The 11,918-nt window shown below is 63.4% G+C and carries 10 protein-coding genes; 3 read left to right on the top strand and 7 right to left on the bottom strand.

The genetic code is table 11. From position 1 onward, the window contains the following. Positions 1 to 213 precede the first annotated feature (213 nt). Both pnp and PRtIB026_RS06665 read left to right on the top strand, forming a co-directional pair. On the top strand, positions 214 to 2,319 hold the full coding sequence (pnp, locus tag PRtIB026_RS06660) for a polyribonucleotide nucleotidyltransferase (RefSeq protein ID WP_203648086.1): 2,106 nt from the start codon (positions 214 to 216) through the stop codon (positions 2,317 to 2,319). Between the two features lie 259 nt (positions 2,320 to 2,578). Continuing rightward, positions 2,579 to 2,929 carry a BON domain-containing protein gene (locus tag PRtIB026_RS06665; protein ID WP_050706982.1) on the top strand — a complete coding sequence of 117 codons (351 nt, stop codon included), beginning with the start codon at positions 2,579 to 2,581 and terminating at the stop codon, positions 2,927 to 2,929. A gap of 205 nt (positions 2,930 to 3,134) precedes the next feature. Here PRtIB026_RS06665 and PRtIB026_RS06670 read toward each other — a convergent pair whose 3' ends face one another. After that, positions 3,135 to 3,437, bottom strand: a complete 303-nt coding sequence (locus tag PRtIB026_RS06670) for a putative quinol monooxygenase (RefSeq protein ID WP_203648085.1) — start codon at positions 3,435 to 3,437, stop codon at positions 3,135 to 3,137. A 60-nt stretch (positions 3,438 to 3,497) separates the two neighbouring features. On the opposite strand from PRtIB026_RS06670, the gene PRtIB026_RS06675 reads away from it, so the two are divergent. After that, positions 3,498 to 3,911, top strand: coding sequence for a VOC family protein (locus PRtIB026_RS06675; protein ID WP_010955354.1), 414 nt, complete (start codon positions 3,498 to 3,500; stop codon positions 3,909 to 3,911). A gap of 69 nt (positions 3,912 to 3,980) precedes the next feature. Here PRtIB026_RS06675 and PRtIB026_RS06680 read toward each other — a convergent pair whose 3' ends face one another. The 6 genes from PRtIB026_RS06680 to acs all read right to left on the bottom strand — a co-directional run bounded on the left by PRtIB026_RS06680 (position 3,981) and on the right by acs (position 11,752). After that, positions 3,981 to 6,917, bottom strand: a complete 2,937-nt coding sequence (locus PRtIB026_RS06680) for a DUF748 domain-containing protein (RefSeq protein WP_203648084.1) — start codon at positions 6,915 to 6,917, stop codon at positions 3,981 to 3,983. A 79-nt stretch (positions 6,918 to 6,996) separates the two neighbouring features. After that, the gene (locus PRtIB026_RS06685) at positions 6,997 to 7,866 is read right to left on the bottom strand and encodes an oxygenase MpaB family protein (protein ID WP_203648083.1); all 870 of its coding nucleotides are present in this window, start codon (positions 7,864 to 7,866) and stop codon (positions 6,997 to 6,999) included. A 31-nt stretch (positions 7,867 to 7,897) separates the two neighbouring features. Next, positions 7,898 to 8,251, bottom strand: coding sequence for an antibiotic biosynthesis monooxygenase family protein (locus PRtIB026_RS06690; RefSeq protein WP_203648082.1), 354 nt, complete (start codon positions 8,249 to 8,251; stop codon positions 7,898 to 7,900). A 34-nt stretch (positions 8,252 to 8,285) separates the two neighbouring features. Then, the gene (locus PRtIB026_RS06695; protein ID WP_203648081.1) at positions 8,286 to 9,269 is read right to left on the bottom strand and encodes a zinc-dependent alcohol dehydrogenase family protein; all 984 of its coding nucleotides are present in this window, start codon (positions 9,267 to 9,269) and stop codon (positions 8,286 to 8,288) included. Positions 9,270 to 9,438: 169 nt separating this feature from the next. Then, a complete protein-coding gene (locus tag PRtIB026_RS06700; protein WP_203648080.1) occupies positions 9,439 to 9,741 on the bottom strand; it encodes an ArsR/SmtB family transcription factor in 303 nt (100 codons plus the stop codon). Between the two features lie 76 nt (positions 9,742 to 9,817). Continuing rightward, positions 9,818 to 11,752 carry an acetate--CoA ligase gene (acs, locus tag PRtIB026_RS06705; protein ID WP_203648079.1) on the bottom strand — a complete coding sequence of 645 codons (1,935 nt, stop codon included), beginning with the start codon at positions 11,750 to 11,752 and terminating at the stop codon, positions 9,818 to 9,820. Positions 11,753 to 11,918: the final 166 nt, after the last annotated feature.

The following is an 11,918-nucleotide window of genomic DNA, read 5'->3' on the forward strand; positions in this document are numbered from 1 at the left end:
CATGCATCGGCAGGGTTGCCCGGCAACCCTGGCGTTGGACACGCCACGCGATCAGCGAGGTTGGCAGCCTGGTCCGTCGTGCGGTTTATCCGCCCGGCGCCAGGCTCCCAGCCTCGTGTTGTATCTGGACGGTCAATGGGGCCGATTCCCCGTTCTGCCCAAGAATTCGCAAGAACCAGTTCCCCCAAGAGCCACTGAAGAAGGTAGGAAACCGTGAACCCGGTAATCAAGAAATTCCAGTTCGGTCAATCGACCGTAACCCTCGAAACGGGCCGCATCGCCCGTCAGGCCACCGGCGCCGTGCTGGTCACCGTCGACAACGATGTCACCGTGCTGGTGACCGTGGTTGGCGCCAAGCAGGCTGATCCGGGCAAGGGCTTCTTCCCGCTGTCCGTGCACTACCAGGAAAAGACCTACGCCGCCGGCAAGATCCCAGGCGGTTTCTTCAAGCGTGAAGGCCGTCCTTCCGAGAAGGAAACCCTGACCTCGCGCCTGATCGACCGTCCGATCCGCCCGCTGTTCCCTGAAGGCTTCATGAACGAAGTCCAGGTCGTCTGCACCGTGGTTTCCACCAGCAAGAAGACCGATCCGGACATCGCCGCGATGATCGGTACCTCGGCTGCCCTGGCTATCTCCGGCATTCCGTTCGAAGGCCCGATCGGCGCCGCCCGCGTGGCCTTCCATGAAAGCACCGGCTACCTGCTGAACCCGACCTACGAGCAACTGGCTGCCTCGAGCCTGGACATGGTCGTTGCCGGTACCTCCGATGCGGTACTGATGGTTGAGTCGGAAGCCAAAGAGCTGACCGAAGACCAGATGCTGGGTGCCGTACTGTTCGCCCACGACGAATTCCAGGCTGTCATCCAGGCTGTCAAAGAGCTGGCTGCCGAAGCGGCCAAGCCGACCTGGGACTGGAAACCTGCTGCGGCCAACACCGAGCTGTTCAACGCCATCCGTGCCGAGTTCGGCGAAGCCGTTTCCCAGGGCTACACCATCACCGTCAAGGCTGACCGTTACGCCCGCCTGGGCGAGCTGCGCGATCAGGCGATCGCCAAGTTCTCCGGTGAAGAAGGCCAGCCTTCGGCTGGTGAAGTCAAAGACATCTTCGGCGAAATCGAATACCGCACCGTTCGCGAAAACATCGTCAACGGCAAGCCGCGTATCGACGGTCGCGACACCAAGACCGTGCGTCCGCTGAACATCGAAGTCGGCGTTCTGCCGAAGACCCATGGTTCGGCGCTGTTCACCCGCGGCGAAACCCAGGCCCTGGTCGTCGCGACCCTGGGTACTGCCCGTGACGCCCAGCTGCTGGACACCCTCGAAGGCGAGAAGAAAGACCCCTTCATGCTGCACTACAACTTCCCGCCGTTCTCGGTGGGCGAGTGTGGTCGCATGGGCGGTGCCGGCCGTCGCGAAATCGGCCACGGCCGTCTGGCCCGTCGTTCGGTCCAGGCCATGCTGCCGGCCGCCGACGTGTTCCCGTACACCATCCGCGTGGTGTCGGAAATCACCGAGTCCAACGGTTCCAGCTCCATGGCTTCGGTCTGCGGCGCCTCGCTGGCCCTGATGGATGCCGGCGTGCCGATGAAAGCTCCGGTTGCCGGTATCGCCATGGGTCTGGTCAAGGAAGGTGACAAGTTTGCCGTCCTGACCGACATCCTCGGTGACGAAGACCACCTGGGCGACATGGACTTCAAGGTAGCCGGTACCGCCAAGGGCGTCACCGCGCTGCAGATGGACATCAAGATCAACGGCATCACCGAAGAGATCATGGAGATCGCCCTGGGCCAGGCCCTGGAAGCGCGCCTGAACATCCTCGGCCAGATGAACCAGATCATCGGCGAGTCGCGTACCGAGCTGTCGGCCAACGCCCCGACCATGATCGCGATGAAGATCGACACCGACAAGATCCGTGACGTCATCGGCAAGGGTGGCGCCACCATCCGCGCCATCTGCGAAGAGACCAAGGCTTCGATCGATATCGAAGACGACGGCTCGATCAAGATCTTCGGCGAGACCAAGGAAGCCGCGGACGCTGCCAAGCAGCGCATCCTGGGCATCACCGCCGAGGCCGAGATCGGCAAGATCTACGTCGGCAAGGTCGAGCGCATCGTCGACTTCGGCGCCTTCGTCAACATCCTGCCGGGCAAGGACGGCCTGGTGCACATCTCCATGCTGAGCGATGCTCGCGTCGAGAAGGTCACCGACGTGCTGAAGGAAGGCCAGGAAGTCGAAGTGCTGGTACTGGACGTGGACAACCGCGGCCGTATCAAACTGTCGATCAAGGACGTTGCCGCTGCCAAGGCATCGGGCGTCTAAGCCTTACCAGGCTGACAGGAAGGACCCTTCGGGGTCCTTTTTTTATGCCTGTGGCTTTGTCTTGTGGACTTGCATCTTGCATGCAGGATTTTGCCCGGGCTTGCAAATTGCACGATCATCGATGTCGGTCAGAATTGATAAGCTATTGATTTATAAAAATTAATATTTATGAGGAAAGCTGGCACACGCCCTGCAACATCACTTCTACCTGACGCCAGGAACTACGGCGCAGACCTTTCGAAAAACAGGAGTGACCCACATGAAGAAGTTCGCCATTGCTGCCGCTACTGCCACCGCTCTGACCCTGACCATGGCTAACGCGGCGTTCGCTGCCCAGTCCACCCAGGCCCCGATGACGCTGGCGGCCGGTGAGGTGACCAAAGCCAAGGAAGCTACTTCCGACACCTGGATCACCACCAAGGTGAAGGCTGACCTGATGACCGAGAAAGGCGTGCCAGGCAGTGACATCAAGGTCGAAACCAACAAAGGCGTAGTGTCCCTGTCCTCGGACGTGGCCATTACCGACGCGCAGAAGGATATGGCAGTCGCCATCGCCAAGAAGATCAAGGGCGTCCAGGCCGTCTCGGCTGATGGCCTGAAGTCCGAGTAAGGATTGTCCCGTCGGCCAAAAGGATTTGGCCACCCCTTCAAGCACAAGCCCCGGCATCTGCCGGGGCTTTTGCTTACGCTTCCCTGTAGGAGCGGCCTTGTGCCGCGAAAGGGGCGCACAGCGGCCCCAGGTTCTGAGCCACCATCGAATTGCCGGGGCTGCTGTGCAGCCCTTTCGCGGCACAAGGCCGCTCCTACACAAGGCGTTATAGCGCCGGATTACGTGCGATCACATCGCTCTCGAAGCACACCTGTTCCACGATCAAAGGCTCCACCAAAGGCCTGCTGTCCCGGAAATGCGCCGTCTGGGTATGGGCCTCATATGCAGCGTCGTCCTGGTAGATCTCGTACAGGTAGATCACATCCGGACTCTCCCGATCCTGGGCCACATCGAACACCAGGCAGCCCGGCTCGGTGGCCACCGAAGCGGCGGCATTGGCCTTGATCGCTGTCAGGAAAGCTTCGGCAGTACCGGGTTTCACACGTGTCTTGATAAACAGGCAGTACACAGGAAGCTCCTTTTGTTTTAAATTCTGTTTTGAATTGTATACAAAAAAGGAGCCTTGCTCATGTCCGAACTACCTGCCCGCCCAGGTCGCCTGAATGGCCTGCGTCATATTGCCTTGCTGGTCCCCAACCTGGAGGAATGCGAGCGCTTCTACGTGGATGTGCTGGGCATGGAGGTGCTGAACCGCGCCAACGAAGACCTGGTCTACCTCACCTGCGGTAACGATAACCTGTCGCTGGGACGTGGCGCCGGAGCGGCCAACGGGCTGCAGACCCTGGATCACTATGGATTCATCGTCGACAGCGTGGAGGAACTCGAAGCCTGGTATCAGTACTTCAAGGCCCACGGCGTGACGCTGCTGGATCGCCCCTTCAATCATGGCGATGGTGCCCGCAGCTTCCATTTGCTGGACCCTGCGGGGAACAAGGTGCAGCCGTTGTATCACCCGGCGGTGTCGGGGCAGCGGCTGGTCTGATGGGATTGATCGCCTGTGCTGCCCTCATCGCCGGCAAGCCGGCGATGAGGGCGTCGCGGTCGTGAAGGGTTACTCGGCATCCAGATGCATCGGTGTCACCACTCGGCCATCGCTCTCTGCCTGGCCGAGATTGGTGTCGATAAAGTACACCCGGTCATCTTCCAGCTGGCCCTTGTCCACCAGGTAGTCCTTGATGCTGCTGGCGCGTTCCTGGCCGAGGGTGCGCAGCAATGCGGTGCTTTCCGCCCAGGACTTGATTACCGCCTCGCGCAGCTTGGCGCTGCGTTCGTCACGGCCCAGCTTCTCCCACTCGGCCGGTGGCTGCTGCTTGAGACGGGTACGGTAGATGCCTTCGAGCATCGCCGGCTTGTCGCTGTCATCGACCACCAGCAACGAGGCGTTGGCCGGTACCTTGTCGCCGCGGCGCTGGAGGATCTTGTACCAGGTGGCCTGGTACTCGCGCTCCAGGCGCTGCTGGGCGATCAGCGGGCCGTCACTGCTCTGGGCGGCGGTGCCCTCGATCTCCAGGCGCAGCTCAGGGCGCTCTTTCAGGGCCGAAGCGAGCTTGTCCAGGGACGCCTGCACTTCAGGGGTAAGGTCGCTGGAGCCCGCCGCGAAAGAAACGTTGCCCAAATCTTCCGAACCGCCGCCGGCGACCAGCCCGCCGAGCAGCTTGAACGGCGCCTGGGCCGCGCGCAGCACCAGGTTGCGCAGGGTCTGCCAGACGATCGGCATCACGCTGAACTGCGGGTTGTTGAGGTCGCCCGATACCGGCAACTCGATGGAGATCCTGCCTTCGGTGTCCTTGAGCAGGGCGACGGCCAGGCGGATCGGTAGGTCCACGGCGTCCGGGCTGTCGACCTTCTCGCCCAGTTGCAGCTGTTCGATCACCACCTTGTTCTCGGCCTTGAGCTGGCCGTTGGTGATCAGGTAGTGCAGGTCGAGGTTCAGCCGGCCCTTGCGGATGCGCATGCCCGCGAACTTGCCGGAGTAGGGGGTGAGCGTGGTCAGCTCGACACGCTTGAAGCTGGTGGCGATGTCCAGGCTGGCCAGCGGGTTGAACGGGTTGAGCGCACCTTTGATGGTGACCGGTGCGTAGCGGTCCACCTTGCCCTTGATATCCACCTTGGCCGGCAACGGCTTGCGGTTGTCGATGGTGCCGATCTGGCCGTTGAGCTGCTGCACGGCAGTGGCGAAGTTGGGGGTCAGGGTCAGGTCCGCGAAGTTGGCCGAACCATCGTTGATACTGATCTGGCCGATACGGATGCCCAGTTCCTTGCCGCCGCTGGACGCGGCCGGCTTGCTCGGCGCCGCGGCAGGCTTGTCCGCGGGTTGCGGGATCAGCAGGTCGTCGACGTTGGTGGTGCGGTCTTCGTTGATGATGAAGCGCGCATAGGGTTGCAGCAGGGTAACCTTGTCGATCGACAGGGCATCACCGTGCACATAGGACAGGCCGTCGACGTTGACCTGCTGCCATTTGACGAAATCGCGGTTCTTGATGGTGTCCAGGGTGTGCAGCTGGTTGGCCTGGGCCTTGCCGTTGATGCTGAAGGCCAGTGGCTCGGTGCTCTTGAGGTCGACCTTGAGGTCGCTGGAGAGCATGCCGCTGCGCAGTTCCAGGCGGATGAACGGGCTGATGTAGGCCTGGGCGACGCGCAGGTCGATGTCGCGGGTGGCGACGTCGAGTTTCGCGCTGACTGGCGCCAGGTTGACCTGACCTGCGGCCTGCAACTTGCCTTGCTTGCCCACGCCGGTGTCGAGCTTGAGGGTGAAGGGCGACTGGTTGAGGCTGTCGAAGTTCTGCAGGTCGAGGTTGAGTGGGCCGACATCCAGGGCCACGGGCTCTTTCTGGCTACGGTCAGCCAGGTGAATGAGGTAGTTACGCGCCTGCACGTCCTTGAGCAGCACCTGCCAGGGTTTGCTCGGCTCCTTGGCGGCCTGCTCTTCAGGGGGCGGTTCGGCGGCGGCGGGCTCGGCCTTTTCCTTCGGCGTGGCCTTGGCCGGCTGGCTGGCGAACAGCTTCTGCCAATCGAGCTGGCCGTCCTTTTCCAGGGCCGCCCAGGTCTCCAGCTTCTCACTGCGGATCTTGCCGACGGTGACCAGCTGTTTGGCCAGGTCGATGGAGGTCTCGCTCACCTCCAGGCTGGCCAGGCGGGCCAGCGGGCGCCCGTCCGGGGCCTTGATGGCGAAGGGCGCGACCCGCACCGAGGTGTTGTCGAGCAGCAGCTCGGTTTCCTTGGCGAGGTTGAGCTTGTAGTGGGTGTCGAGGCTGACCATGCCGTCTTCCAGCACCAGCGGCACGGCGTCGCGCACATAAGGCCAGAACAGCTTCATCTTGCCGTCGGTGACCTTGAGGGTACCTTCGGAGGCGATCGGCGTCAGGCTCAGGGTGCCGCTCCAGTCGATGCGCCCGCCGGCCGGGCCGTTGGCCACCAGGGTCATGTCGGCGTTGTCGTCGGGCAGGGTACTGAGGTTCTTCAGCTCCAGGTTCATCGAGTCGTAAAGGAACTCGATTGGCTCGCTCGGGCGCAGGTCCTGGAAATGCAGGTAGCCTTCGCTGAGCTTGATGCTGGCGATGCGCAGCGGGAACGGGTCGCTTGGCGGCTCCTCCGGCTTGGGCTCGCTGGGCGGGATCTTGAACAACTGGGCCAGGTTGAGGCTACCGTCCTTGGCGAACAGCAGCTCGGTGCGCGGCTTGTCCAGCTCCACGGCGTCCAGGCGCAGGGCCTTGGTCCACAGGCTGTCGAGGGACAGGTTGGCATACAGGCGCTCGAAGCCGACCTGCTCCTTGCCGGGCTCGCCGATCTGCAGGCCCCAGAGGGTCAGTTCAAGGCTGAACGGGTTGAGCTCGATGCGCTGCAGGTGCGCCGGCACCGTGGCGTATTGCGCCAGTTGCTGGTTGGCGATGCGCAGGGCGACACCGGGGAGAATGAAAAAGCCGAGCAGGCCGTACAGGGCCACGAGGGCCAGCAGTGCGCCGATAGCGCGGGTCAATCCTTTGGGCATGTGTCGCATCGTCTGTATCAGGCTGGGGTGCTTGGAGTATGGCACGTTAAATCGGTTCCGATGAACGGAGCAAAATACCTCATTCGATGCCCATGCGCCGCCGTGCGCGGTGCGCCGAACCGTCGCGCATGGCCCAGCGCAGCACCGGGGCGGTGTTGTTAAGGCCCAGGCGGATCATGCGCCGCTCGACCGCGCTCTGGTGCAGGCCGAGCATTTCGCTGGCCCATTCGGGCAGCAGGTCGATGCCGGCCTTGAGCATCAGCTTGCCCACCGGCTCGGCCATCCGGCTGGGCGCCGGGGCCTTGAGCAGGATGTCCACCACCTCCAGGCTGCGCGCGTCGCACTGCAGTTGCGGGCGCATGCGCCGCAGGTACTCGTCGACCTCGGCGCAGGAGCGTGGCACGTCACGTGCGCCGAGGCGCTCGGCGATCAGCGCGATCTCGTCGTAGTAGGCGTCCTGCTCGGCGCGTGGCAGGCGAGGATTGCGATAACGCAGGTGGGCGGCGAGGAAGCTGCTGACTTCGGCCACATGCACCCAGGTCAGCAGGTCGGGGTCGCTCGCCGCATAGGGACGGCCATCGGGCGCGGTGCCGGTCACCTTGAGGTGGATGGTGCGAACCTTGTCGATCAGCCACTCGGCGTCGCGGGTCGAGCCGAAGGTGGTGCCGGAGATGAACTGGCTGGTACGGCGCAGGCGTCCGAGCAGATCCTGGCGGAAGTTCGAATGGTCCCACACCCCGGCCAGTGCCAGCGGGTGCAGCAGTTGCAGCATCAACGCGCTGATCCCGCCCACCAACATGCTGGGGAAGTCGCCATGTACCTGCCAGCTGATGCTCTTTGGGCCGAACAGGCCGGGATCACCCTTGGGCGATTCCAGGTCGAGCTGGCCGAGGGCCAGCCCGGTGAGGCTCATGACCTGGGTTTCGATGCGACGACGTAGGACTTCCATGGCGACCTGTGCTGGCCGCCATGGCGGCCGTCTATGAATTGAGGCGTATGTCCATTGGCCTGGCGTCTCCCGGGCCGGCGGGGGCGTGCGTCTCGAGCGCGCCTCCGTGGATATGATAAACCGTGGGCTCCTCGGAAAAATACGGTGTGAGGTGGGCCATGAAGACCTGGTGGTCTTCGCTGGTCTCGAAGCCAGGCGTGTGATCCTCGAGGGATTGCCACTGTACGATCAGGTTGAAGTGATGGGGTGTTTCGATCCCTTGCGCGAGCAGGTGGCTGAGGTACCCTTTGGCCCGACTGAGCAGAGGGGCGACTTCGGCGAAGGCGTGCCTGAAACTGTCGATGCGCGCCTGCTGGATGGGAAGAATGGCGATTTCGTAGATCATGGCGGTCCTCATGATTGGGTTGGGCGAGGGGGCGTCAAGCGTTGCTGGGTTCGGCCGCAGGCACGACCGCAATGGCGATCTTTCCTTGCAGGCCATTGTTGGGGCTTTGCAGCCGGGCATGGGCGAGCGCAACGTCGGCCAGGGGATAGATGGCGCCCACATGTGGCCGCAGTTGTCCGCGCTCGACCAGCGCGCTCAGCTCATCGAGCTTGCCGCGCTGCTGCCGGGTGAAGACGAAGTGATAGCTCGCGTTCTTGCCCCAGGCCTGAATGAGGTTCTGTGGTTGCGCGATGTCCACGATCGACACCACGCGCCCCAACTGGGCCAGGGCGTCCGGGCTGCGAGACAGGGTATCGCCGCCAATGGTGTCGAATACCACGTCGACGCCATGGCCTGCGGTTTCCTTGAGGATGACATCGACATAGTCCTGGCGCTCGTAGTCGATGACCACATCGGCGCCCATGCGTCGCGCGAATTCGGCATTCGCTTCGCGTACCGTGGTGAAGACCCTGGCGCCCATGGCCTTGGCCAGCTGGATCGCCACATGGCCGACGCCGCCGGCACCGCCATGCACCAGGATGCTCTCGCCCACCCTGAGCGCCGCGCGGACCACCAGCGCCTCCCAGGCCGTGCCGCCGACCAGGCTCAGGCTTGCCGCCTCGAGATGGCTCAGCGACGGCGGCTTCCGGCCGACGATGCCTTCGGCGGCGACGTGGTATTCGGCATAGCTGCCGGCGCCCTCGAAGATCTGCGGGGTGTACCACACCTCGTCACCGGGGCTGAACGCCGTCACCCCAGGCCCGACGGCCTCGACGACGCCGGAGACGTCGTGCCCGGTGATGGCCGGCAGCGGCACCAGGTCGGGATAGTCGCCGCGACGCACCTGGTAGTCCAGCGGATTGACGGAGGTGGCATGCACCCTGACCAGTACCTGCCCGGCTTTTGGCACCGGCTTGGCGATGTCACGATAGACGAATGCATCCGGGCCGCCGAAGGCATCCAGTATCAACGCTTTCATGGTGTTTCCTCGCTTCTATAAAAAGGGATATCGAGAAATGTCGATATATAAAGTGAGATCAAGCTGCCTTTCTGTTTCTGGGCGCCTGGCAGGCACCTCTGGGATTGCTCCTTGATTTCGTTAAAACGGGATATCGGGAAATACCGATATATCGAGGTAAAAGCAAACCCTACAGGTCGCTCCCGATCAGCTCGGCGAGCGCGCTGATGGCTGCTTCGTTGCGCTTGTAGTAGGTCCACTGGCCAATGCGGCGGACCTCGACCAGGCCTGCACGCTGCAGGGTGGCCAGGTAGTCGGACACCGTTGACTGCGACAGCCCCACGCCTTCCTGGATACTGCTCACACAGACACCCACGGTGTGAACGTCACCTTCGTCCTGTGGAGGAAAGTGATTCACCGGGTCTTTCAAGCCTTTGAGGATCTCGAGGCGTGTGCGGTTCGAGAGTGCCTTGAATACGTCGAGCAGTTCCATGACGCGATAATATCGGTATTTACCGATATGTCAATTCACCGCAGGACGGCCGGCAGCGGCCGCCCTGCGAAGCGGCCTATTGGTTCAGGCGTTTGTCGATCAGGCCCTGGACCACGCTCGGGTCGGCGAGGGTGGAGGTGTCGCCCAGGTTGTCCAGTTCATTGCAGGCGATCTTGCGCAGGATGCGCCGCATGATCTTGCCCGAGCGGGTCTTGGGCAGGGCAGGGGCCCACTGGATCAGCTCGGGTTTGGCGAAGCTGCCGATCTCCTTGCTGACCAGGGCCAGCAGTTCGGCCTTGAGCGCGTCGTCCGGCGTCACGCCGTTCATGGGAGTGACGAAGGCATACACACCCTGGCCCTTGAGGTCGTGGGGATAACCCACCACGGCGGCCTCGGCGACGCTGTCGTGCAGCACCAGGGCGCTCTCCACCTCGGCGGTGCCGATACGGTGGCCGGAAACATTGATCACATCGTCGATGCGCCCGGTGATCCAGTAGTCGCCATCGGCATCGCGGCGGGCGCCGTCGCCGGTGAAGTAGTAGCGGGGCATCGGCTTGAAGTAGGTGTCGACCATGCGCTGGTGGTCGCCGTAGACGCTGCGGATCTGCCCGGGCCAGCTGGCCTTGATCGCCAGCAGCCCGGCGCCGGGGCCTTCGATCAGCTTGCCTTTGTCGTCCAGCAGTACCGGTTGCACGCCGAACATCGGCTGGGTGGCGCAGCCCGGCTTGAGCCGTGGCGTGCCGGGGAGGGGGGTGAGCATGATGCCGCCGGTCTCGGTCTGCCACCAGGTGTCGACGATGGGGCAGCGTTTCTTGCCGACCTCTTCGAAATACCATTCCCAGGCTTCCGGGTTGATCGGCTCGCCGACGCTGCCGAGCAGGCGCAGGGTCTCGCGTGAGGTGCCCTGCAAGGGGCCGGCACCTTCGCGCATCAGCGCGCGCAGGGCGGTGGGCGCGGTGTAGAAGATGTTCACCCGGTGTTTGTCGACCACTTGCCAGAAGCGCGAGGTGTCGGGGTAGTTGGGCACGCCCTCGAACATCAGCGAGATCGCGCCGTTGGCCAGCGGGCCGTAGACGATATAGCTGTGGCCGGTGACCCAGCCGACGTCGGCGGTGCACCAGAACACCTCGCCGTCGCGGTAGTCGAACACGGTCTTGAAGGTCATGGTCGCCTGCAGCAGGTAGCCGGCGGTGGTATGCAGCACGCCCTTGGGCTTGCCGGTGCTGCCCGAGGTGTAGAGGATGAACAGCGGATCCTCGGCGTTCATCGGCTCGGCCGGGCAGTCGTCAGCGGCCTTTTCCGTCACCTCGTGATACCAGAGGTCGCGGTCTTCGCTCCAAATCACATCGCTGCCGGTGCGCCTGACCACCAGCACGCTGCTGACGTTCGGGCAGTTTGCCAGCGCCTTGTCGACGTTGTGCTTGAGCGGGATGCGCTTGCCGCCCCGCACGCCTTCGTCAGCGGTGATCACGGTGCGGCAGTCGGCGTCGAGGATGCGGTCGCGCAGGGCATCGGGGGAGAATCCGCCGAACACCACCGAGTGGATGGCGCCGATGCGCGTGCAGGCGAGCATGGCGTAGGCGGCCTCGGGGATCATCGGCATATAGATGCACACCCGGTCGCCTTTGTTCACACCACGGGCTTTCAGGGCGTTGGCCAGGCGGCAGACCTGGCGGTGCAGTTCGCGGTAGCTGATGGCCTTGCTGTCCGCGGGATCGTCGCCTTCCCAGAGCAGGGCGGTTTGCTCGCCGCGCTGGGCCAGGTGGCGATCGATGCAGTTATGGCTGACGTTGAGCTGGGCGCCGTCGAACCAGCGGGCGCTGCCGGTGTTCAGGTCGCATTGCTGCACGCTTGACCAGGGCTTGATCCAGTCCAGGCGCTTGGCCTGTTCGGCCCAGAAGGCGTCGGGATCATCCACCGACTGGCGGTAGAGGCGGCGGTATTCGTCGTCGCTGAGGGTGGCGGACTGGCTCACGGCCAGGGCCTGGGGATAGTCGCGGATATCGAACATGGCGGGTGGTCCTGCTCTTGTTAGGGGCGAGGGACTGCAACGGCTATTCGATGGACAGTGTAGCTAGAGGTGATGTTCCTTGAGGATCATGGTGTCCGTGTAGGAGCGGCCTTGCGCCGCGAAAGGGCCGCGAAGCGGCCCCATGATGATTGCCGGGGCCGCTGTG

Source organism: Pseudomonas sp. RtIB026 (assembly GCF_016861355.2).
Lineage (GTDB): Bacteria > Pseudomonadota > Gammaproteobacteria > Pseudomonadales > Pseudomonadaceae > Aquipseudomonas > Aquipseudomonas peradeniyensis.